Genomic DNA, 22,470 nt, shown 5'->3' with positions numbered 1-22,470 from the left:
CCTCGTGACGGGGGCTGCGGACATCTCCCAGTAGAAAACACCGGTGTGGCAGGGCAATTGCGCCGATATTACGATGCTGTGACCGCGGCGGGTGGGTTATACGCCCAGGCGGCCGGACAATTTGGTCAGCCGTTCCAGGCTCGCCCCGTCCACCCCGGAGAGCACGACGCTCTTGCCTCGCGCCTGGTACTTCTGCCGGATCGCGTCAAGTGTCGCGACCGACGACGCATCCCAGATGTCGGTGCCGGAGAGATCGATGACCACCTCGTCGGGATCGTCGGCGTAGTTGAACTGGTGAATCAGGTCGTTGCTGGACGCGAAGAACAACTCGCCGCGCACCCGGTAGGTCCTTCGGCCGGACGGCTCGTCGGCGCATTCCACAGTGGTCAGATGGGCGACCCGGCGCGCGAAGCCGACCATCGCGGCGACCACCCCCAGCGATACCCCGATCGCGAGGTTGCCGGTGGCGACGGTGCCGAGGACGGTCACCAGCATCACCGCGGTTTCACTGCGCGGCATCACCTTCAGCGTGCGGGGCATGACGCTGTGCCAGTCGAGGGTCGCCACCGATACCACGAGCATCACGGCCACCAACGCGGCCATCGGAATCATCCCGACCACAGGCCCCAGCGCGACGACGAGCACCAGGATGAACACCCCGGACAGCAGCGTCGACAACCGCGTACGCGCGCCGGCGACCTTGACGTTCATCATCGTCTGTCCGATCACCGCGCACCCGCCCATGCCGCCGAACATCGCGGTGACGATGTTGGCCGCCCCCTGCCCGAATGCCTCCCGGGTCTTGTTCGACGGGGTCTCGGTGATGTCGTCGACCAGCTTCGCCGTCATCAACGACTCCAGCAGCCCTACCAGTGCTGCACCCAGTGCATAGGGCGCGATGACACGCAGCGTCTCCACAGTCATCGGTACGGCCGGAATACCCAGCACCGGAAGTGAATCCGGCAAGGCACCCTGGTCGCCGACATCGGGAACATCCCACCCGAACAGCACCACCGCCGCGGTCAGCACCAGCACGACGACCAGCGGCGCCGGCACCGCGGTCGTCATCCTCGGCAGCAGCACCATCACGGCGATGCCGACCGCGGTGAGCGGATACACCAGCCACGGCACCCCCAGCAGGTGTGGCACCTGCGAGACGAACACCAGGATGGCCAGCGCGTTGACGAACCCGATCGTCACGCTGCGCGGGATGAACCGCATCAGCTTTGCCACGCCCCCGACCGCGAGCAGCACCTGGAACAACCCGGCCAGCACGATCGTCGCCACCAGGTACCCCACGCCGTGCTCACGGGCCACCGGCGCGACCACGAGTGCGACAGCCGCGGTCGCCGCCGAGATCATCGCGGGCCGGCCACCGGCGATCGCGATGGTGATCGCCATCGTCACCGAGGAGAACAACCCGACCCGGGGATCGACCCCGGCGATCACCGAGAACGCGATCGCCTCCGGGATCAGCGCCAACGCCACCACCAGTCCGGCCAGCACCTCGGTACGCAACAGCGCAGGAGACCGAAGTGCCTGCAGCACAGTGGGTGCCGCCGGGACACGGTCCCTCGTCCGGGCAAGGGTGGTGCTCACGATGATCTCCTGGTGATGACGTCAGGCGCTCTGCGCGGGACTGTGGCCGAGGAAGCCGAGGATGTCGCGGCGCAGCAGTTGGTAGTCCTCGTGGAACTGCGCCTCGGGCGAACGGGGCCTGTCGATGGTGATGACCTCGGCGACGGTCGCCGGTCGGTGGCTGAGCAGAACGACGCGGTCGGCCAGCAGCAGCGCCTCGTCGACGTCGTGGGTGACGAACAGGATCGTCATCTTCTGCGTCTCCCACACCGACATCAGCAGCTGCTGCATGTCGAGCCGGGTCTGGGCGTCGAGGGCCCCGAACGGTTCGTCCATCAGCATCACCCGCGGTTCGCACGCCAGAGTGCGGGCCAGCTGTACGCGTTGGCGCATACCTCCCGACAGCTGAGCGGGCAGATGGTCGAGATAAGCGCCGAGGCCTACCTGTTCGAGGCGCGCGGTGGCCGCCTTCTTCAGTTCCCGGCCACGGACCCCGCGCAGCCGGAGGGGGTACTGCACGTTTTTCAGAGCGCTGCGCCACGGGAACAGTGCATCCTCCTGGAAGACCATGGCGCACTGGGCCGCGTTGCCGGTCACCGCGGCGCCGTCCACCGTGGCGGTGCCACCCATCGGGGTGAGCAGGCCGGCCATCGCCCGCAGGATCGTCGACTTGCCGCAGCCCGACGGACCGAGGAAGACGATGACCTCGCCGGGGTCCACGGTCAAGGTGATGTCGGCGGCCAGAACGCCGTTGAATCCCAGCCTCAGCTTGTCGAGGGTGACGGCTCCGGTGCTCATCGGGCGGCCCTCGGCAGCCAGCGGTTGACCCGGCGTCCGACGTACTCGACGAGCCACGCGGTGGCCAGTCCGAGGGCGCCGATCGAGAGCATGCCGACCACCACGCCGGCGTAGTCGAGCAGTCCGTAGGACTGCCACGTGTAGTAGCCGATACCGAACTGTCCGGAGATCATCTCGGCGCTGACCACACAGATCCACGCGACGCCCATCGCCACCGACAGGCCCGCGAAGATGCCCGGCAGCGCTCCGGGCAGGATCACCTGGAACAGCAGCGACACCCGGCCGGCGCCCATCGTCTTGGCGGCTTCCTCCCACACCTTCGGCAGCGAGTCCATCGCGTGGATGGTGCTGACCACCACCGGGAAGAACGCCGCGAAGAACGTGATGAACACGATCCCCTGCTCGCTGGACGGGAACAGCAGGATCGTCAGCGGCACCAGCGCGATCGCCGGAATGGGCCGGATGATCTCGATGAACGGCCTCAGCGTCATTCGTGCGATCTCGGAGCGGCCCACCAGGATGCCCAGCGCGATACCGATCACGGCGGCCAGGCCGAAACCGAACAGGATGCGCTGCAGGCTCGCCAGCAGGTCGTCATAGTAGGAGCCGGAGCCGACCCGGGCGACGAACGCATCGAGAACGCTCGCCGGGGTGGGCATCCGGTTGAAGCGCAACCACGCGACCACCCCGTAGGTGGTGAGCAGATGCCACAGCACCAGGAAACCGGCGATCGGGATCAGCGGCAGCACGAATGCCGCGCTGCGGCTTCGTAGCCGGGCCGGCAACAGGCCGGCGAGGGATTCGCGCAGCGGGGTTCGGGGCGGGGCGGCCGGTGCCGGGGTGGGCACCGCGCCGAGGTCGTCGACGGTGAGGGTCATCTCGTGTCTCCTTCGTTGGGTGGGGGCGAGTGGTGGGTCAGCCGGACGATCTCGACTGCGAGACCGCGGTGTCGAATCCGATAGGCGTGGCCCGCGGATGGTCGGCGCGATAGGTGTCGGCGCCGGCGCCGGTGGCGAACGGCTTGTACCGCCGCAGCGGTGGAGCGTCCGGGTCGTGCAGCCACGCGGCATGGTCGGCGAACAGCCGGATGCCGGTGAGGGTGTCGGGGACGTAAGCGGCGCGCACCTGCTCGATCGCGGCGACCCGGCGCAACAGGCAGGTAGGGGTCGCGGCGACGAACGTGGCGTCGGCGCCGGCCGGCCACACCTCCGACGCCTGTCCCGGGTCGTCGACAGGCAGCCGGCACAAATCATCAGTGCCGCTCAGCGCCGCCGGGTTGGTGACGTCGTCGCGGCGTCGTTCGTAATCCGGCCCGTACAGCGCGCGTAGATAGCTGTCGTCGACGAATCCGGGGACGTCGAAGTCGGCGGTGACCGAACCGCGGTTCACCAGGAACTGCTTGACCTGATCGAACGCGGCGGCGAACTGCGTTTTGATCGTCATGTCGAACGACACCAGGCCGTTGGGCCCGTTGTAGAGATAGACCACCTCGGGCTCGATGCCGGTGAGCTCGCTGACCCGCTGCGCGGCCCGCAGCGGGTCGTCCACAATCGCCTCGGTGGTGGTCCTGACCGCCTGCATGAACGCGGACATCACCTCGGGGTTGTCGTCCGCGAAGTGCTTGCGGACGACCACGCCGTGGAAAGTGGGGACCTCGTTGTCACCACCGTCGTAGAGCAGCCTTCCCTGGTCCCGGAAGATCACCAGTTGGGGCCACGGGACGAACTGCGCGAGCCCATCGACCTGCCCGCCTTCGATCGCCGCGGCTCCGACCGCCGGGTCCTGGTTCACGACGTGCACGGCGTTCTTGTCGATGTCGTTGCGCTGCAACGCCGTCGAGAACATGCCGTCACCGGCGGAGCCCAGGCTGGTCGACACCCGGCGGCCGGTCAGGTCATCGAGGGTGCGAGCATCCGAGTTTTTCTGCACCACAACTTGATTGAGCGAGCCGCGCAGGCTGTAGCCGGTGGTCGCGATCATCTCGGCCTCGGCGTCGGCGTACCTGCGGGTCTTGGACCCGTTGGTCAGCAGAGGGTAGTCACCCATCGACCCGATGTCGACGTGGGTGGCCATCATCTGCGCGGTCAGCGGAGCACCGGACGAGAAATCCTGCCACACCACCCGGTATCTCTGGCCGGTCTCGGCGCCGAGGCGGCGCAGCGCCTGCTCGAACTCCTGGCTGTCACGCAGCAGCGTGCCGGCGTTGACGGTGTTTATGGTCTTCGACTGGTATCCGACGTTGACGGTCACGGTCGGTTCGGCCAGAAGACCACACCCGGTGAGCGCCTGGCTGCCCACCGTGGCCAGCGTCGCCAGCACGGCGGCGGCACGGCGACGCCGGGACGGGACATTCTGCGTTGGTCGTTCACGCAACCCAGAGTCGAGGTCTTCTGTTACCTCGCCGTCACTGGACGTTGCCTGACAGTTACGCCATCGGCGCTGTTCATCGTCCCAGGTCGAGGATGCAGCGGGCGACGGTTGCCCGCAGTTTCGCCGGGCGCACCACCGTCGTGATCGCCGGCGCGACCGTCGACGCCGTCTGATCACGCCCGCCGGGCGGTCCCGGCGCCCCCGCCCGGTGAAGACTTGGTTACGCCACCGACACCGTGCTGGCCATTCGCATCGACCCCCGGAACACTGGGACGGTGCAATCCGAACATGTTGTCGCCGAGGGAGACTCGGATCTCCTCGAGCCGGACTACCGGTTCACCCTGGCCAACGAACGCACGTTCCTGGCATGGCAGCGCACGGCGCTCGGGTTGCTGGCTGCCGCGGTCGCGGTGGTGCAGTTCCTGCCCGAGCTCGCTTCGCCGGGCCTGCGGCACGCTCTCGGCGCCGCGGTCGGACTGCTCGCTATGGTGACTGCCGCGGCGGGTCTGCACCGTTGGCATCAGGTCGACCACGCGATGCGGCGTGACCGTCCACTGCCCCGCCCGCGCACGCCGATCTGCCTGACAGTCGGCCTGCTGGTGGTCGGGGTCACCACAGTGGGTGTTGCGGTCGCCGCATGACCCGCGACGCGCTGGCTCAGGATCGCGGGCTGCAGCCGGAGCGGACGCACCTGGCCTGGACCCGCACCTCACTCGCGGCGCTGATGGCCGGTGGGCTGTTCATGGCCAAATACCACGGGTTCGAACAGCCCGGGCGGATCGCCGTCGGCGCCGCGGCCGCGGTGGTCACCGGCGTCGTGATTTTGATCGGGGTCGTGCGCCGCCGTACGCTTGCCGCCCGGCCGCGCACCGCACGACGGGCGGTGATGGGCACCGGGGCGGCGGTGCTCATCTTGGCGGCGCTGGTGGTCACCTATCTGGTGCTGCCGCTGCTGTGACGGGCACAGTCCGGATTCAGATGTCGAGGAACCGGGTGTCTTTGGCGTTGCGGGTGATGAAGCTGCGCCGTGCTTCGACGTCGTCGCCCATCAGGATCGAGAACACTTCGTCCGCAGTCGCGGCGTCGTCGAGCGTGACCTGCCGGAGCACGCGCACCGACGGATCCATCGTGGTCTCCCAGAGCTCCTTGGCGTCCATCTCGCCCAGACCTTTGTAGCGCTGGATGCCGTCCTCTGCGTTGATCTTCTTGCCCGCGGCGCGGCCGGCTTCGAGCAGACCGTCGCGTTCCCGGTCGGAGTAGGCGAACTCCGGCTCGCTGCGCTGCCACTTCAGCTTGTACAGCGGCGGCTGGGCCAGGAAGATATGGCCGTTCTCCACAAGCGGTTTCATGAACCGGAACAACAGCGTCAGCAGCAGGGTGGAGATGTGTTGGCCGTCGACGTCGGCGTCGGCCATCAGCACGATCTTGTGATAGCGCAGTTTGGAGAGGTCGAACTCGTCGTGGATACCGGTGCCCAGCGCGGTGATGATCGCCTGGACCTCGGTGTTTTTCAGCACACGATCGATACGGGCTTTCTCGACGTTGATGATCTTGCCGCGCAGCGGCAGGATCGCCTGAAACATCGAGTCACGACCGCTCTTGGCCGAGCCGCCGGCCGAATCACCCTCCACCACATACAGTTCCGACTTGCTCGGATCGGTGGACCGGCAGTCGGCCAGCTTGCCGGGCAGGCCGCCGATGTCGGTGGCACTCTTGCGCCGGACCAGATCACGAGCCTTGCGGGCTGCGGCTCGGGCCCGTGCTGAGGACGTGACCTTGGTGATGACGATCTTCGCCTCGGTGGGATTGGCCTCGAACCAGTGAGTCAATCGGTCGTGGCAGATCTTCTGCACGCAGGAACGCACCTCGGCGTTCCCCACCCGTGTCTTGGTCTGGCCTTCGAACTGCGGTTCGGCGATCTTGACCGCGATCACCGCCGCCAGGCCCTCGCGGATGTCGTCGCCGGTGAGGTTCGGATCCTTGTCCTTGAGCAGCTTCCTGTCCCTGGCGTACTTGTTGACTACCGAGGTCAGCGCCGCGCGGAAGCCCTCCTCGTGGGTGCCGCCCTCATGGGTGTTGATGGTGTTCGCGAAGGTGTGCACCGATTCGGAGTAGCCGGCGTTCCACTGCATCGCCACCTCGACCTCGATGCCGGGCCCGGCTCCGGTGAACCCGATGATCGACGGCTGGATGGGCTCCTTGGCCCGGTTGAGGTGCGCGACGAAGTCGATCAGGCCGTCGGCGTAGTGGAAGGTGCGCCGCTCGCCGTCGTCGTTTAAGTCGCCACCGTCATGGAGATCGCCACCGTCACGCAGATCACCGAGGGTGAGCGTGAGGCCGCGGTTGAGGAACGCCATCTCCTGCAGTCGGCGGGCGACGGTGTCGACGCGGTAGGTGGTGGTCTCGAAGATGTCGGGGTCGGCCCAGAACCTGACCGTGGTTCCGGTTGTTGTGGTGGGCGCACCTATGGCGAGCACGCCCGGCAGGGAGCGGTCGTAAGTCTGCGACCAGCAATGCCCGTCACGGCGGATCTCCACCTCAAGCCGGGTGGACAACGCGTTGACGACCGAGACGCCCACCCCGTGCAGACCGCCAGAGACGCTGTAGGAATCGGAGTCGAACTTGCCGCCGGCGTGCAACTGGGTCATCACGACGTCGATGGCGGGGATCCCGGTGGCGTGCTGCGCCACCGGGATCCCGCGTCCGTCGTCGATGACCTAGACCCCGCCGTCAGGAAGCAGGGTCACGTCGACCCGGCTGGCATAGCCGGCCATCGCCTCGTCGACGGCGTTGTCCACGACCTCCCAGATCATGTGGTGCAGGCCGCGTTCGCCGGTGGACCCGATGTACATCCCGGGCCGTTTGCGAACGACGTCGAGCCCTTCCAGGATCGTGATGGATTCGGCGCCATAGCTTTCCGACGAGGCCACGGCTGCTCCTACTGGGTGCGGGCCGGCACGAAGTCGAGAGGGGCACCGGCCGGGATCAGTTCCTCGGTCTTGACGCTCTCCTCGAACGCCTGGATGAAGCGGTAGGCGTGCTGCATCACCCACCACCGCACCCACGTCTGGTTGACGGCCTCGCGCTCCTTCGGGTCCTCGAGCAAGTTGGTGATGCGGGCGAACCCCAGCGGGATCTCCGGGTCGTGGAAGTGCTGCTGGCGCTTGAAGTTGATCTTGAACTGTGACCACTTCACGGCGTGCAGTTCCTCGTTGAGCCACACCATGCAGCCGTCGCGTTGGGATTCCTCCGTCTCGCCGGCGAAGAAGTCGCGCTGGTCGATGCCGTCGATGATGCGGTCCTCCGGGATGTCGGCGCCCGCCCAGCGCAGCAGGGTCGGGAACATGTCGGTGACGTGCACCATCTCGTTGCTCTCCCGCGGCGCCACCTTGCCGGGCCAGCGGATCAGGCACGGTGTGCGGATACCGCCCTCGGCCGAACTGAAGTAGGAGCCGTCGAAGAAGCCCGCGGTGCCGCGTCCGGCCAGGTGGTCCTCCGCTCCGTTGTCGCCGGCGAACACCACGATGGTGTTGTCCTCGATGCCGAGTTCGGTGAGCGCATCGAGGATGCTGCCGAAGTCGTGGTCGAGCATCAATAGCGAGTCACCCCAGGCGCCGTTGGTGCTCTTGCCCTTGAACTCCTCGCGCACCTCCATCGGGAAGTGCATCAGAGAATGGTTGTGGTACAGGTAGAACGGCTTGCCGGCGTCGACGCTGCGCTTCATGAACGCTTTGGCCCGGCGGTCGTACTCGCCGTCCATCTCACCCTTGAGCTTCACCGTCAGCTGCTGGTCGGTTGTCGTGACACCGTCGGCTTTGGTCCCGTCGTACATGTAGGAGTAGCCATCGCGCTCGCCGTCATACCAAGGGTCGTCCGGCCACAGGCATTCGTCGTAGGTGCGGGCCGGACCGTACCACTCGTCGAAGCCGTGGTCGGTCGGCCAGCGACCGTCCTCGGCGCCGATGTGCCACTTGCCGAAACATGCAGTGGCATAACCTGCTTCGGACAGGATGTCACCCATCGTTCGCTCCCAGGCGACGATGCCGCCACCGTTACCGCCGAGCGCGATGGTGTGGTTGCCGGACCGGATCGGGTACCGTCCGGTCATCAGCGCCGACCGGGTCGGGGTGCACTGCGGTTCGACGACGAAGTGCGACAGCTTCAGCGACTCGGCGGCGAAGGCGTCCGCACGGGCGGTGTCGGCGCCGCGCAGGATGCCGCCGCCGTAGCAGCCGAGCTCACCCATGCCGAGGTTGTCGACGTGGAAGTACACGATGTTGGGTTGTTCGGGCATGACGAATAGACCTCTCTACTCATTGCGGTGGATTCCCTGCCGGGCGCGGACGAGCGACGCTCGGTCAGGATGGAGGAGCGGTACCGCGGGTGGCGGTGGTCACCAATGAACACCTGTCGCCGCGGTACCGCACGGTCTCAAGGTCGAACGGGGTGCCGTCCTCGAGATGGGTGAGCCGGTGGAGCAACAACAATGGTGCGCCAGGGCGGATCTGGAGAAGTTCGGCGGTGGTGGCGTCCGCCGCTACGGATTCGACGGTGATCTCCGCCCAACCCAGGCGCACGCCGAGTTCCTGCTCGATCAGTGCGAACACATCCTGCTGGGTCAGTTCGGCATCGACGGGGATGGCACCGATCCGCAGCGATGTGGTGTCCAGCGACAGCGGCAACCCACCGACGGACCGCAGCCGTTCGATGAACAGGATCGGCGCGTTCTCCGGCAGCTGCAGTTTCGCGGCGACGAACGGGGTGGCGGTGGACTCGCGCACCGACAGCACCTCGTTGTCGACGGGAAGCTGATGTCCGGCAAGGGATTCCGCCAGGCCCTCCAAACGGTCCAGGTGCTGGCGCAGTTTGGCACCGGTGACGAAGGTGCCCGAACCCTGCACCCGGGTGATCAAACCTTCACCGCGCAACAGTTCCAGTGCCTCGCGAATCGCGTTGCGGCTCACGCCGAGTTCGGCGGCGAGCTCGGATTCTGAGGGCAGCGCCGGCCGGGCCGCCGCCAATCCACCGAAAGCTCCCTCCAGGATCTGGCTGCGCAGCACGTCGCGCACCCAGCGGGCGGCATCGGCCCGGGTACCCGCGTACTCGCGCACCGAGGGACGGGGAAAGTCCTTCGGGGGAATCTTCGGGCGGCGGGGCATGCCCTCACTGTGCCACTTCGCGGCCCAGGTGGCGGATTACCGAATGTTACGCCACCCGACGGGCCGGAAACGCGGAGGCCAGCGGCTTCACGGCGGCGGAAGTGACGGTGTTCCGCCACCACGCTTGGCGGGTCAGGCGATGCAGCGGAACCCGATGTGCGTGGTCGCGCTGTCCTGCGACTGCGACGAGCGGGCGGCCGGCCGGTAGCGGTGGCAGTATTCGGGCGCACACAGGTGGGATCCGCCTTTGAGCGCCTGGTGCACGGTGGGATCCCCGGCCGGCGGCGGTGCCGGGCAGCAGCCCCCGGCGGGTTGGTCGACTCGGTGGTGGCGCGTGTAGCGGGTCGTGGTCCACTCCCACACGTTGCCGATCATGTCGAGCAACCCGAACCCGTTGGGCGGGAAGGTGCCCACCGGGGAAGTGCCCTGCCAGCCCAGCGCACCCTCGTTGCGGTACGGGAAGTCGCCCTGCCAGGTGTTGGCCATGAGCGTCCCACTGGGTCGGACGTCATCACCCCACGCGTAGGCGGTCGTCGTGCCGGCGCGGGCGGCGTACTCCCACTGCGCCTCGCTGGGCAGCCGGCGTCCGGCCCAGCGGGCGTACGCCGCGGCGTCGGGATAGGCAATCTGCACCACCGGGTGATCGAGTCGGTCGTCGATCGACGAGCCCTGCCCGAACGGGTGTCGCCAGCAGGCGCCCTGCTCCCATGTCCACCACTGCCGCCAGTCGCGCAGATTAACCGGGCCTGGGGTTTGCCGGAACACCAGCGCACCGGGGATGAGCTCGGCCGCTGGAACCCCGGGAAAGTCGGCGGGGTCGAGTTCACGCTCGGCTACGGTGACATATCCAGTCGCAGAAACGAATTCGGCGAACTGCGCGTTGGTGACCGGATGGCGTTCGATCGCAAACGGGGCCACCGACACCGTGTGCGCCGGGGCTTCCTCGGGATAGAAATCCACCGATCCCATCCGGAATGAGCCACCGGGCAGATCGACCAATTCAGTAAGCACCACGCCAGGCTAGGTCGTCCCGGCCGGTGGCGGCACCCGACGCCCGCGTGAATGTGACGCACACGGCGCCGAGCCGGCGTGTGACCGCGTCAGCGGGTCGCGGACCAGACATCGCGCTGGTGCACCGGTACGCCGTGGCCCGGCAGCAGATGCTCGACCGTCAATGCCCGCAGCCGGCGCTCGCTGCGCGCGGCGAGCCCGTCGTCGACGGTCTCGGGGGTGAACCAGGCGCGACCGTCGGCGGTGAGCACCGCGTCGCCGGAGAGCAGGGTGGCGCTGTCGGCGTGCCAGAACGCCGTCGAATCGTCGGTGTGCCCGGGGACGCTGAGGACCTGCCAGCCGGGGACGGCCGGTAGCGGTTGGCCGTCGGACAGCGGACGCGCGGCCTTCAGTGGATCGCCGACCATGCCGGCGGCGCCGCCGTAGCCGGCGATCCGCCCGCCGCGCACGAAGCCGGTCAGGGCAGTGCGGTCCAGCGGCTGGCTCAGCAGCGTCGGCCAGATGCGGGCCACCTTGGACAGCGCCGGGGTACGGGGCCGTTGCGAACCGTCCAGGTATCCGACCGTGATCTCGGGAAGGTGCAGGGCCGCACCGGTTTCGGCGACGAGTGCGGGAGCGCCGGCGACGTGGTCGCTGTGCCCGTGGGTCGCGACGACGGCGGTGACGGTGCCGCCGAACACGGCCAGCACGCCGGCGATGTCGTCGGCACTGGCGGGCAGTCCGGCATCGACCACGACACAGTCGGTGCCGCTCCGGATGAGGTAGCAGTTGAAGATCCAGCGTGACAGCCGGGTGACCCCGAGGTCCGGATAGTCCTCAACGACCAGTGCCATCGGGTGCTCCTGGGGCATCCGGGTCAATCCGGACGACGGGGAGTCGTGCTGCGATGGATTCGAATTCGTCGACGGGCGCATGACGGCTGATCGGAAAGTGCGGGCGGGCACCGATGACGACCGGCACACTCACCATGGCGCCGCTCGTGAACCGGCGCACCTGCAGGGCGACGTCACGCCGACGCGAGAACAGCCGCGCGGCGAGCATGTTGGATACCCGGGCCGGCCCGTTCGGGCGGTTGCCGCGGTACATCCAGCGTTGCAGCTGGCCGAGTGGGCGGACCACGAGCTCATGCTAAGCCTCGATCCACCGATGAATCGCCTGTTCGGAGGGTGTTGATGTAAGGAAAGTGCCCTTTGAGCTGGGATGATTGGAGTTACCACACTTCGATCAGCCCACGTTCAGAAAGGCACTTCCGGTGCAAGTGTCCCATAGGTTCGCCGTGTCGTCGGCGGTCTTCGATGATGCACATCTCGTGTCGTGCGCCGGGCTGGTGCCGGTGATGACCCTGGCCGACCAGACCGGTCTGTCGCAGCTATTGGCCGACAAGATCCGGTTCACCTGTGAGCGGATCCGTTCGGGTGCGGCCCATCCGTCACCGAAGCTGACCACGCTGATCGCCGGGATGTGCGCCGGCGCGGACAGCATTGATGACCTAGACGTTGTGCGCTCGGGTGGGATGAAGACCCTCTTCGGTGGTGTGTACGCCCCGTCGACGATCGGAACCTTATTGCGGGAGTTCACCTTCGGGCATGCCCGCCAGCTCGAATCTGTCCTGCGCGAACACCTGGCCGCGCTGTGCGGGCGTGTCGATCTGTTGCCCGGCGCCGACGGACGGGCGTTCATCGACATCGACTCACTACTACGCCCGGTCTACGGGCACGCCAAGCAGGGCGCCAGCTACGGACACACCAAGATCGCCGGCAGGCAGATCCTGCGCAAAGGCCTCTCACCGTTGATCACCACGATCAGCACCGACCACGGTGCGCCGGTGATCGCCGGGGCGAGGTTGCGGGCGGGCAAGGCCAACTCCGGCAAGGGCGCAGCCCGCATGATCGCTCAAGCGGCCGCTACCGCCCGTGCTGCCGGGGTCACCGGGCAGATCCTGGTGCGTGGCGATTCGGCCTACGGCAATAGCACCGTGGTCACCGCCTGCCACCGAGCAGGTGTCCGGTTCTCGCTGGTGCTGACCAAGACCGCCGCAGTTGCCGCCGCCATTGACGCAATTCCCGAGACCGCGTGGACCCCGGTGAACTATCCCGGTGCTGTGCGTGACCCCGACACCGGCGCCTGGATCTCCGATGCCGAAGTCGCCGAAACCACCTACACAGCCTTCGGTTCCACCAAGACTCCGGTGACCGCCCGGTTGGTCGTGCGCCGGGTCAAAGACGCGCGGTTCCTCGATGCGCTGTTTCCGGTGTGGCGGTACCACCCGTTCTTCACCAATTCCGACGAACCCGTCGACGCCGCTGACATCACTCATCGCCGCCACGCCATCATCGAAACCGTGTTCGCCGACCTCATCGACGGACCTTTGGCGCACATGCCCTCGGGGCGGTTCGGCGCGAACTCGGCCTGGATCCTGTGCGCCGCGATCGCCCACAACCTGCTGCGCGCCGTCGGCGTCCTGGCCGGAGGTGCCCACGCGGTCGCCCGCGGGGCGACACTGCGCCGCAAGATAATCACTATCCCGGCCCGCCTGGCCCGTCCGCAACGCCAACCTATCCTGCACCTACCAGCGCACTGGCCCTGGACAGAGCACTGGCTCACGTTGTGGCGCAACACCATCGGCTACAGCCCACCAGAAATCGCCACCACCTGACCATATGCCGAAAGGCCCGACCGGAGCGCACAGGAACAGCTGGACAGACCAGCAGATACCCCCTGCCCGCGACCAGGACCAGCCCTCAACAGCCCAGCGAGGCACACCTACCCCAATTCATCAGTGGATCGAGGCTAAGGCCGCCGGGTCGGGCCAGAGCCGCTATTGCCCCGCCCGGGTTCCGCCTTCCGGCAGGCGCCCGGCCAGCCAGCGCAGCAGCGGCCGGCAGGCGGGCCACGAGTCCGACCGATCCAGGGACGGTTGTCTGAGGCCGGGCTGCAGCCACCCCCGCGCATCGGCGAGGCTCATCGCGACGAAGCGGGTGTCCGGGTCGGTGTTGCGGTCGGCGGCCGTACGGATCACGTCGTCGATCGCCTCGGGTACGACGAACGCGTCCTTGACCGCCGACGACGCGTCGACGAACGCCACCGCGGTCAGCTCCGCACCGCCGGCCAGCCGCGCCCCGATCAGCACCTCGTCACCGGCCCCCGGCGCGTGGGCCATCGCACCGCGCGGTACACCTCGACGCCGCCCAGTCCGGTGAGCCACCGCGGCAGGGTGTCGCGTCGCGCGTCGAGCTCCTGCCGGCAGCGCGCCCGCTGCCCGACGTCATCGAGGAGTTCGGCCAGCACGGCCAGCAGCGCGGTCGTCTCGGTGTTCGGCACGTCGACGAAGCCGTCGAGCAGGCGGTCCAGCTCGACGGTCTCCCGCTCGTCGCGTGACGGCAGCCAAGGCATCGAGTCGGGCGTGGTGGCCTCGACGATCACGCTGACCACCCCGAGCAGCTCCAGCGGGTGACCGGTCAGCGCCTCGCGCACCTCGTCGAGCAGCGGCGTCTCCTCCAGGACCTCGGCTTCCCATGTGCCCTGCGGGTCGCGGGTGTCCTGCCGCCGGGCCTCGCGGCGCGCCTGCTTGGCCTTGCGGCGCCTGCGTCCGTCGTTCATCCCGCGGACGCTACCCGCGGCCGCTGGAGCTGCGCGCCGGCGCTCCGGTCCTCGGCAATCTGGAAGAATCGCCGGATACGTCCGCCACAGCCGAGGCGCGAAAGGTACCCCGATGAAACGCCGTGTCCCCCGCGTCAGGGACCTCGCCCCGCTGATGCAGTTCAAGAAGCCCGAGTTCAACGCGAGGAAACGCCGGCTGGACCAGGCCCTCACCATCGAGGACCTGCGCACCATCGCCAAGCGCCGCACACCCAGGGCGGCGTTCGACTACACCGACGGCTCCGCGGAGGCTGAGCTGTCCCTCGCGCGGGCCCGGCAGGCGTTCCAGGACATCGAGTTCCACCCGTCGATCCTGCGCGATGTGTCCAAGGTCGACACCAGCTGCACGATCCTCGGCGGCCGTTCGGAGCTGCCGTTCGGCATCGCGCCGACCGGCTTCACCCGGATGATGCAGACCGAGGGTGAGTATGCCGGCGCCCACGCGGCCGCCCGTGCCGGTATCCCGTTCTCGCTGTCGACCATGGGCACCGCGTCCATCGAAGACGTCAAGGCCGCGAACCCGCATGGCCGCAACTGGTTTCAGCTGTACATGTGGAAGGACCGGGACCGGTCGATGGCGCTGGTCGAGCGGGCTGCCGCGGCCGGTTTCGACACCATGCTGGTGACCGTCGACGTGCCGGTGGCCGGGGCACGGCTGCGTGACAAGCGCAACGGAATGTCGATCCCTCCGGCGCTCACCGCTAAGACTGTGCTCAACGCGATTCCGCGCCCGCAATGGTGGATCGACTTCCTGACCACGGAGCCGCTGGCGTTCGCGTCGCTGGACCGGTGGTCAGGCACCGTCGCCGAGCTGCTGGACACGATGTTCGACCCGACGGTCACGTTTGAGGATCTGGCCTGGATCAAAGCCCAGTGGCCGGGCAAGCTGGTGGTCAAGGGCATCCAGACGCTGGAGGACGCGGTAGCGGTGACCGACCTCGGCGTCGACGGCCTGGTGCTGTCCAATCACGGTGGGCGGCAACTGGATCGGGCGCCGATCCCGTTCCACCTGCTGCCCCGGGTCGCGAAGGCCGTCGGCGAGCGCACCGAGATCATCCTCGACACCGGCATCATGTCCGGGGCCGACATCGTCGCGTCGATCGCGCTCGGCGCGCGCTTCACGCTGGTCGGTCGCGCCTACCTGTACGGGTTGATGGCCGGCGGTGAGGCCGGTGTCGATCGGGCCATCGCGATCCTGTCCGAACAGATCACCCGCACCATGCGGCTGCTCGGGGTCAACGCGCTCGACCAGCTGGAGCCCGGCCACGTGACACAGTTCGAACGGCTGGTGCCGCGACCCCGGCCGTAGATACACACGGACGGGTCGCCGCCGCCTTGAGGGCCGTCGCTGCCCATACGGAAGCTCCCGAGATACGCGGATGCGCTGACGTTTGGCGAATCCTGGCTAGCAATGAGCGGATTGCCAACTGGGAATGTCACGTTGCTGCTCGCTGACGTCGGGGCGTCGACGCGGTTGCGGGAGAGAGCCGCCGTCGCCGACCCCAAAAGACGCTGACCAAGTTGGTGAAAGCCCATAACCGGTTCTCAGGTGATGCCGGCACCAGCGCAGGCGGCGGCCACATGATGCCGGCGCCATAGAATCCGGCGGCCAAGCCATCCTGTTGCACGGGTCAACGAACCCCGCGACCGTCAGGCCGCTTGGTTGCCGGGTGGTGCGGGTCCGCCGGGTTCGCCGGGGTCATCGGCCGGCCGTGGAGGACCCGGTTCGGCGTCGTCGACCGTCCCACCATCGGCGGGTTGGGTTGGCGCACTGGTGTTCTGGCCCTCCGGTGGCAGATCCTCGGGGGGACGCAGCAGCCGTTCGGGGCGGTGGTAGTAGTTGAGCCGGGCCTGACCGGTGTCCAGGCCCGGAGGTGGAATCCATTCCACCTCACAACGGTCGTTCATCCGGGTCGACCAACCACCGCCGTCAGCGCCGACGCTGCGGTTATCCGGCCCGCACGCCAGGCCCATTTCATCGACGTTGGTGTTCCCGCCATCGACCCAGTCCGCGACGACGTGATGAGCCTGGGAGCCGTACGCGCCGACCGTGCAGCACGGCTTGGTACACCCGCCATCACGGGCGATCAGCATGATCCGCTGGGACGGGGAGGCGACGCGTTTGGTGCGGAACAACTCCAGCGCCGAGCCGGTGGCCCGGTCGAACACCGCCAGATAGTGGTTGGCGTGCCCGGCCATCCGGATCACCTCACTGATCGGCACCACCGTGCCCCCGCCGGTGACACCGACCCCGGCGCGGGACTCCAAATCCTGCAGCGTGGTACGGATGATCACCGACACCGGCAACCCGTTGAGCTGCCCCAGCTGCCCACTCATCAACGCGATCCGCCCGGCCGCAACGAGCGCATCATGCTGGCGCTGGGCCAGGCTGCGATGATCGTTGTCGATCTGGGCCTGCGACGGCGTCCCCGACGTACACGGCTCGGGATCGTCGGGATTACACATCCCCGGCGCGGCCAACCTCGCGAAAATCGGCTCCCACACCGCCCACGCCTCCGGAGTCAACGTCGCAGACAGGTCGACCATCGCGTCGCCACGCTGCTTGTGCTTGGTGACCCCGCGCTTGCGGGCACGTTCGGTGTCATCGGGTTCGGGACCGTCCTGATCGAGCAGGAACAAGGTGCGGTCGGCCGAGTCTTTCAGCTCCTTGGGTCCATTGCCCACCGCAGTGCGGACCAGGTCGACCTCGATGCGCTCCCGGGTGGCGCTGTCTACCCAGCCCGGCACCTTGTTGAGCGATCGGCGGATCACGTCGACGTGTTCGGCGTTGATCAGCCCGTGCGCTTGGGCGATCGCCGTGGCGGGCAGCACCGGCGGCAGGGCCGGGCCGGTCAACGACGGCCGCGGCGCCAACACCGCGGCCTCGGTCAGCCGGCGGTGGGCCTCACCAGCCGAGATCCGCCACCGGACGGTCAACACTTCTTTCCACGATTTCGCACCCATCTGCTGCGGTGTCGCCTCAGTCTGCAACCGCGCCAGCAACCGATGACCCACCGCCGGCAATCGGCACGACAACGTCTCCAGTTCATCCAGGGCCGCAACAAGATCAGGCCCGGTCAACAAATCGACGTCACAGCCGGCCACCTCATCGAAGGCAGCCCGCAAAGCGGTCACCGCGCCGAGTAGGTCCCCACCTGACATACTTCGAACATACATTCGACCACCGACAAGTACGGACATCGCGGATGTCACCCCGCGACACGGCCACAGTCCCGCATCACGACTTCGCTGAAACAGTTCCGAGTGGACGGGCGAAGACGCTCCAGCCTCCTGTGGCCACTGACCCACATCTACACCGAACTCGCTTTGACCTCGCGAGTGCAGAAAGCTGCCGAAGGCTCTAGCCTCTTCCGCCGGGTGATATCACTCGGCGAGCCAGCCGGTGTCGCCGCCGGCGTGCCAGTCGGTGCTGCGGCGTCTACGGCGCTGCTGGTACATGGCCTGATCGGCGGCGTCGAGGACGGCATCGACGTCGCGGCCGTCGCCTGGGCGGTGGGCGGAGAAGCCGATCGTCAACGTGACCGGCATCCGGGTGCCGTCGGCCAGCATGATCGGCGCGGTGTCGAACTGCTCGGTGATCTTGCGTGCCAGCAGCGCCAGTCCGTGGTCGTCGACGGTATCGGTGATGACCAGGAATTCATCGCCGCCCCAGCGGGCGACGAGGTCGTCGTCGCCGACGACGCACAGCAGCCGGGCCGCCACCTCGACCAGCAACTGGTCGCCGGCGTGGTGGCCGCGGCTGTCGTTGACGGCCTTGAATCGTTCGATGTCACAGAACAACACGCCGTAGCCGGCGCCGTCGGTGTCACGTTGCTCGAGCCGGCTCCATCCGGCGGAGCGGTTCGCGATCGCGGTGAGCGGATCGGTGGCCGCCTGATGGGCCAGCTCGGCCTCACGGATTCGGTCGGCGGTGACATCCACGACTTGGGAGACGAAGCACAGCGGTTGTTCTTTCGGCGCGTGCACCAGCACCACGGTCAGCGCGCACCACACCACGTGCCCGTCGGCGGCGATGTAGCGCTTGTCGATGCGATACGAGCGCCGCCTCCCGGCGATGCAATCAGCCATCAGGGCCAGGTCGGAGTCCAGGTCGTCAGGATGGGTGATTTGCTGAAAGTTCATCTCGCCCAACGCCCGCCGGTTGTAGCCGAGCATCGTGCGCAGCGCCCGGTTGGTGCGCAGGAACGTGCCGTCGAGTGCGACGACGGCCATCCCGATCGGGGAATGGGCCAGCGCGAGCTCAAACGGGCGCTCTCCCAACAGATCTACGGCCGACGACGGCGGGTCGGCTGCCGCGGCGATCGCGTGCGAGGTCGGGAAGCCGTGGGCGTGCGGCTTGGGCCGGCTGAGGCAGAAGCCCTGCGCCCAGGAGATACCGGAGGCGACGACGGCGTCGAGCTCGCCCTGACTCTCCACGCCCTCGGCGATCACGGTGGCGCCGATCTGACTGGCGAACTGCGCGATGGCCTGCGCGAGCCGGCGGCGCGCGTCATCAGTGTCCATGTGCCGGGTGATCGACTGGTCGATCTTGACGAATTCGGGGGCCAGTTCGAGCACGTGGGAGAACGACGCGAAGCCGGCTCCTACGTCGTCGACCGCAACGCGCATGCCGCGGGCCCGGCACGTATCGAGCGCGTCATCGAGGGCGCCGTAGTTGGGGACGGCGTCGTGTTCGGTGATCTCCAGGACGATGCGTGACGGGTCGACGTCGTCGAGCAGTTCGGACCACGGGGCGGCCAGAGCAGCGGCCGGGGAGATGTTCATCGAGACGAACACGTCGTCGGGCAGTTGGGGTATCAGCGACAGCACACGGCTGACGATGGCGGTCTCGAGCTCGATGTCGAGGCCGAGCAACGCGGCCTGTTCGAAGAACTTATCGGGTCGGAACGGTTCGCACGGGAACCGGGCGAGCGCCTCGACACCGACCACCTTGCCGGTTCCGGCGTCGTGGATCGACTGGAACACCACCTCGAAGTCCCGTTCGGCCACCACCCGGCGGATCGCCTTGCGCTGATCGGCGGTGGGGTCCTGGCAGCGGGCGGGAGTCTCGATCAACGTGCCGATCAGGTCGGCGACCTGCTGGACGATGTGGAGGTCCTCGTCGGCCAGATAGGGCTTGGGCTTCTCGCTTACCACGCAGACCATGCCAACCGTGACACCGTCCTGGCCGAGTACCGGGACGCCGACGTAGGCGCGGAGACCTGTTTCGTGCGTGATGGGCAGCGCGGCGGTGATCTGGTTGGCCGTGGTGTCAGGGATGACCGCCGGCAGCCGGCCGTCGATGACGCGCACACAGTAGGACTCGGACAGGTGCGAGCGCTGCCCCGGTGAGACGCCGAGCGTGTCGGCGTCACCGTCGAGCACCTCGATCACTTGCATGCCGTCGTGGAACACCGACAGCCACGCGGTATCCAGCCCGAGACGCTGCCGGAGGACACCGAGAAGGGTACGAACCAGGTCGACGGGGATCTCGGGTTCACGCCCCACGAGGGCCCCCGACACCTGCTCGACCGACATAGCAAAAAATAATAAGGCCGTTAATAACTAGCTGCTCGTTTTTGGAGGTTCCCGTTTCAATGACGTTACCCCGCCGTGACCGCGACTGAACTGCGGGAACTGTGGCAGTGCATGCCGCTTCCTCCAGGTATGCGCTGATCGCGGCGTTATCTCTCCACTGCCGCTGCGATTCCAGCAAGCGTCGGCGGTCCGGCCGGATTGGTGCAGTAGGGGCGGGTGGACCGCACCGATAATGAGAGTCATGGCACGGGCGGCAGCGGGGTGAGTGCACTCGAGGCGTTCCTGTCGACGTGGGCCAAGGCCCGGGCGACCTTCGGGTCGGGCGTTCCGCAGCCGGGTGCGTCGTATGACCACAGCGCCGCGCTGCGGCGGTTGACCGACGACCTCGACGCGGCGGCGCCGACGACGTTCTGGTCCGGCGGCGCAGCCACCGCGTACGGCGCGCTCAACACCGACCATCAGGGCGTCGTGCGCGAGCTGAGCGGCCTCGACCGGCGGCTGGCTGAACAGATAGACCGGTCCGCCCAGATCGTGACCGCCGGACGGCAGAACCTCGACGCGATCCGCGAGTGGGTGGTGGCCGCCGCGGCAAGTGTGCCCAAGAACCGGGCCGGCGAGCTGATGGTGGCGCCGATCGTGCAGAAGGGCCTGGCGCAGCTGACCGAGGTCGTCACCCGCGCCAACGGCGAGTTGAACGCCGTGGGCGGTGACATCGCCACCATCGGAGGCGAGTTCCAGGCGCTGGGCATGGGGCAGAAGTTCGGCGGGCCGCCGGAGGCTCCGGCGCCCGGAGACGACGAACTCGACGAGTCCGCAGAACCGGACGAGTCCGAACGCAGGAAGAACCAGATCGACGCGTTCCGCGAGGTATTCGGCCGGGACCCGGTCAGCGACAGCGACTGGCTGACCGCCTCGGCGCTCGACCCACACAGCTATGACCCGAAAAACCAGGGCGTGGACGCGAATATCGTGGTCGGGCGGATCGAGCCGGTGCCGGGGCAGGGCGTGGTGCGCACCAACCTGTTCATCCCGAGCGAGGACGTATGGGCGCCGACGGTCGGGATCCCGCCGTACGACAACAATCTCGGCGACAACCGCGGCTTCTCCCCCACCGCCGGACCCGAGGCATCGCGGGTGGCGATCTACACCGACTTCGACAACGGGATCATCGTGGCCCGCCAGAACCCGTCGATCAACGCCGACACCGGCCAGGTGCGCACCGGCACACCGTCTATCGGTGCGGTGCAGACCTCCGGCGGCGGGGTGCTGATCAACTACAACGCCGCGGATCCCTTCTCGCCCGGCGGTGAGGGTCTGGCCAAGGGTTCCGGAATCAGCGTGAACGGGACGCTGGGCATCGTGCCGTCAGACGCCGGGCCGCGGGTGGGCGGCGACGACGTGACCACGTTCCCGGCGCTGGAGATCTACAGCGATCGTGGCGGGACCACCACCACCGTGCTGCAGGAATGGCCGACGTTCTTCGACAACGCCGCCGGCCCGCTGGCCGGGCTGCCGTTCGACAAGGACGTCGGCGACCCGACGGTGGTGCCGAGTTTCAACAGCGTTGTCCCGCAGATCGTTCCGCCGGCGATTCCCAGTGTGGGTGTGGGTGAGCCGGCACCGATTCCGGTGACGCCGCCGATGTCGGTCGTGCCGCCGGGGAATTTCACGCCGTTCGGGCCGGCCGGGGACGCGCCGACGGTGCGGGTCTATACGCCGCTGCAGGGCACCGAGTTTCTGCCGGGCCGATGAGCGGCGCGTACCTACAATCGGTGAATGCGGGAGGCTGAAGCGGTGATCGACTGGACACGGGCGGCGGTGATCGGAGCGTTGGCGGGGGCGGCGTTCTGGGCGGGAGCGGTGTACGCGCTGATCGCCTCCGACGGGGCGGTGGCCGCGTGGGTGGCGGTCGGCGTGGTGGCGGTGACGCTACTCATCGTCGGCGCGGCGCTCTACCGCGGTGCCGGTTCGGCCGAGAGGCGCTGTTACGGTGCGGGACTGGTGCTGGCACCGCTCACCGGGCTGGTGCCGGTGGTGGTGTTCAGCGCCGCCGGGTTTCTCGTCGAGGCGGGGGCCTCGGTATGACGGAACATGTTCGCACGCAACGGCCGGGGGTGCTGCTGGCGGGATTCTTCGTCGGGTTCGCGTCGGTGTGCCTGACGCTGGGGGTGTTCTGGCCGTTCGCACCGCTGTTCCCGGCGGTCGTGGCCGCAGTGGCCGCGGTGATTCCGATCAAGGGGCACTTCGAGTTTGCGAAGGGCGCAATGATCGCGGTGCTGGGCGTGGTGGCGTTCGAGATTCTGTTCGTGGTGCTGATGTTTGTCGGGGCGGGGCTTCGTTGAGTTCTGACATGGATCGCTTCTGCTGCTTATGGTTG

20 protein-coding genes and 1 pseudogene are annotated in these 22,470 nt (G+C 67.8%); 7 read left to right on the top strand and 14 right to left on the bottom strand.

Features of this window, described 5'->3' with window-relative positions; translation table 11 throughout:
• Positions 1 to 96: 96 nt before the first annotated feature.
• Genes KXD97_RS12630 through KXD97_RS12615 form a run of 4 tightly spaced genes read right to left on the bottom strand, consistent with a single transcriptional unit; the run spans position 97 to position 4,749 of the window.
• Positions 97 to 1,599, bottom strand: coding sequence for a SulP family inorganic anion transporter (locus KXD97_RS12630; protein ID WP_260757104.1), 1,503 nt, complete (start codon positions 1,597 to 1,599; stop codon positions 97 to 99).
• Between the two features lie 21 nt (positions 1,600 to 1,620).
• Positions 1,621 to 2,376, bottom strand: coding sequence for an ABC transporter ATP-binding protein (locus tag KXD97_RS12625; protein WP_260757103.1), 756 nt, complete (start codon positions 2,374 to 2,376; stop codon positions 1,621 to 1,623).
• Entirely contained in the window at positions 2,373 to 3,254 is an 882-nt protein-coding gene (locus tag KXD97_RS12620; RefSeq protein ID WP_260757102.1) for an ABC transporter permease, read from the bottom strand. Before KXD97_RS12620 ends, KXD97_RS12625 begins: the two co-directional genes overlap by 4 nt.
• Positions 3,255 to 3,291: 37 nt before the next feature.
• The gene (locus KXD97_RS12615) at positions 3,292 to 4,749 is read right to left on the bottom strand and encodes an ABC transporter substrate-binding protein (protein ID WP_260757100.1); all 1,458 of its coding nucleotides are present in this window, start codon (positions 4,747 to 4,749) and stop codon (positions 3,292 to 3,294) included.
• A gap of 272 nt (positions 4,750 to 5,021) precedes the next feature.
• On the opposite strand from KXD97_RS12615, the gene KXD97_RS12610 reads away from it, so the two are divergent.
• Both KXD97_RS12610 and KXD97_RS12605 read left to right on the top strand, forming a co-directional pair.
• Positions 5,022 to 5,387 carry a YidH family protein gene (locus KXD97_RS12610; protein ID WP_260757098.1) on the top strand — a complete coding sequence of 122 codons (366 nt, stop codon included), beginning with the start codon at positions 5,022 to 5,024 and terminating at the stop codon, positions 5,385 to 5,387.
• Positions 5,384 to 5,704: a DUF202 domain-containing protein gene (locus tag KXD97_RS12605; protein ID WP_260757097.1), complete on the top strand. Its 321-nt coding sequence runs from the start codon at positions 5,384 to 5,386 to the stop codon at positions 5,702 to 5,704. The genes KXD97_RS12610 and KXD97_RS12605 overlap by 4 nt, the downstream gene beginning before the upstream one ends.
• Positions 5,705 to 5,720: 16 nt before the next feature.
• Here the strand turns inward: KXD97_RS12605 and gyrB are convergent.
• The 6 genes and pseudogenes from gyrB to KXD97_RS12575 form a co-directional block, all read right to left on the bottom strand.
• Positions 5,721 to 7,676 (bottom strand): annotated as a pseudogene (gyrB, locus tag KXD97_RS12600) (DNA topoisomerase (ATP-hydrolyzing) subunit B).
• 8 nt (positions 7,677 to 7,684) lie between these two features.
• Positions 7,685 to 9,040: an arylsulfatase gene (locus KXD97_RS12595; protein WP_260757095.1), complete on the bottom strand. Its 1,356-nt coding sequence runs from the start codon at positions 9,038 to 9,040 to the stop codon at positions 7,685 to 7,687.
• Between the two features lie 64 nt (positions 9,041 to 9,104).
• Complete coding sequence (locus tag KXD97_RS12590; RefSeq protein ID WP_396885109.1) at positions 9,105 to 9,905, bottom strand: GntR family transcriptional regulator; 801 nt, start codon at positions 9,903 to 9,905, stop codon at positions 9,105 to 9,107.
• Between the two features lie 132 nt (positions 9,906 to 10,037).
• Positions 10,038 to 10,916: a formylglycine-generating enzyme family protein gene (locus KXD97_RS12585; RefSeq protein WP_260757093.1), complete on the bottom strand. Its 879-nt coding sequence runs from the start codon at positions 10,914 to 10,916 to the stop codon at positions 10,038 to 10,040.
• 89 nt (positions 10,917 to 11,005) lie between these two features.
• Positions 11,006 to 11,749 carry an MBL fold metallo-hydrolase gene (locus KXD97_RS12580; protein WP_260757091.1) on the bottom strand — a complete coding sequence of 248 codons (744 nt, stop codon included), beginning with the start codon at positions 11,747 to 11,749 and terminating at the stop codon, positions 11,006 to 11,008.
• Positions 11,733 to 12,035: a hypothetical protein gene (locus tag KXD97_RS12575; RefSeq protein ID WP_260757090.1), complete on the bottom strand. Its 303-nt coding sequence runs from the start codon at positions 12,033 to 12,035 to the stop codon at positions 11,733 to 11,735. Before KXD97_RS12575 ends, KXD97_RS12580 begins: the two co-directional genes overlap by 17 nt.
• Before the next feature lie 133 nt (positions 12,036 to 12,168).
• Here KXD97_RS12575 and KXD97_RS12570 point away from each other — a divergent pair, with 133 nt between their 5' ends.
• Entirely contained in the window at positions 12,169 to 13,572 is a 1,404-nt protein-coding gene (locus KXD97_RS12570) for an IS1380 family transposase (protein WP_260752814.1), read from the top strand.
• Between the two features lie 162 nt (positions 13,573 to 13,734).
• Here the strand turns inward: KXD97_RS12570 and KXD97_RS12565 are convergent, their stop codons facing one another.
• Positions 13,735 to 14,076 (bottom strand): hypothetical protein, encoded by a 342-nt coding sequence (locus KXD97_RS12565; protein WP_260757089.1) that lies wholly within the window; start codon positions 14,074 to 14,076, stop codon positions 13,735 to 13,737.
• Positions 14,040 to 14,516, bottom strand: a complete 477-nt coding sequence (locus KXD97_RS12560; protein WP_260757088.1) for a hypothetical protein — start codon at positions 14,514 to 14,516, stop codon at positions 14,040 to 14,042. The genes KXD97_RS12565 and KXD97_RS12560 overlap by 37 nt, the downstream gene beginning before the upstream one ends.
• Before the next feature lie 112 nt (positions 14,517 to 14,628).
• Between KXD97_RS12560 and KXD97_RS12555 the strand changes: the two genes are divergently transcribed.
• Positions 14,629 to 15,864, top strand: coding sequence for an alpha-hydroxy acid oxidase (locus KXD97_RS12555; RefSeq protein ID WP_260757087.1), 1,236 nt, complete (start codon positions 14,629 to 14,631; stop codon positions 15,862 to 15,864).
• A 341-nt stretch (positions 15,865 to 16,205) separates the two neighbouring features.
• On the opposite strand, the gene KXD97_RS12550 is transcribed toward KXD97_RS12555, so the two are convergent.
• Positions 16,206 to 17,732 carry an HNH endonuclease signature motif containing protein gene (locus tag KXD97_RS12550; RefSeq protein ID WP_260757086.1) on the bottom strand — a complete coding sequence of 509 codons (1,527 nt, stop codon included), beginning with the start codon at positions 17,730 to 17,732 and terminating at the stop codon, positions 16,206 to 16,208.
• Between the two features lie 207 nt (positions 17,733 to 17,939).
• Positions 17,940 to 20,093: an EAL domain-containing protein gene (locus KXD97_RS12545; RefSeq protein ID WP_260757085.1), complete on the bottom strand. Its 2,154-nt coding sequence runs from the start codon at positions 20,091 to 20,093 to the stop codon at positions 17,940 to 17,942.
• Between the two features lie 261 nt (positions 20,094 to 20,354).
• Here KXD97_RS12545 and KXD97_RS12540 point away from each other — a divergent pair, with 261 nt between their 5' ends.
• From KXD97_RS12540 to KXD97_RS12530, 3 genes are read left to right on the top strand one after another with little or no spacing between them, the layout of a single operon-like run.
• Complete coding sequence (locus KXD97_RS12540) at positions 20,355 to 21,845, top strand: EspA/EspE family type VII secretion system effector (RefSeq protein ID WP_260757084.1); 1,491 nt, start codon at positions 20,355 to 20,357, stop codon at positions 21,843 to 21,845.
• A 24-nt stretch (positions 21,846 to 21,869) separates the two neighbouring features.
• A complete protein-coding gene (locus tag KXD97_RS12535; protein ID WP_260757083.1) occupies positions 21,870 to 22,178 on the top strand; it encodes a hypothetical protein in 309 nt (102 codons plus the stop codon).
• On the top strand, positions 22,175 to 22,435 hold the full coding sequence (locus KXD97_RS12530; RefSeq protein WP_260757082.1) for a hypothetical protein: 261 nt from the start codon (positions 22,175 to 22,177) through the stop codon (positions 22,433 to 22,435). The genes KXD97_RS12535 and KXD97_RS12530 overlap by 4 nt, the downstream gene beginning before the upstream one ends.
• Positions 22,436 to 22,470 lie beyond the last annotated feature (35 nt).

Origin of the sequence: Mycobacterium sp. SMC-8 (assembly GCF_025263565.1) — a bacterium.
GTDB lineage: Bacteria > Actinomycetota > Actinomycetes > Mycobacteriales > Mycobacteriaceae > Mycobacterium.
Note: the sequence above shows the minus strand (reverse complement) of the source record. Positions and strands in the feature narration are given on the sequence as shown.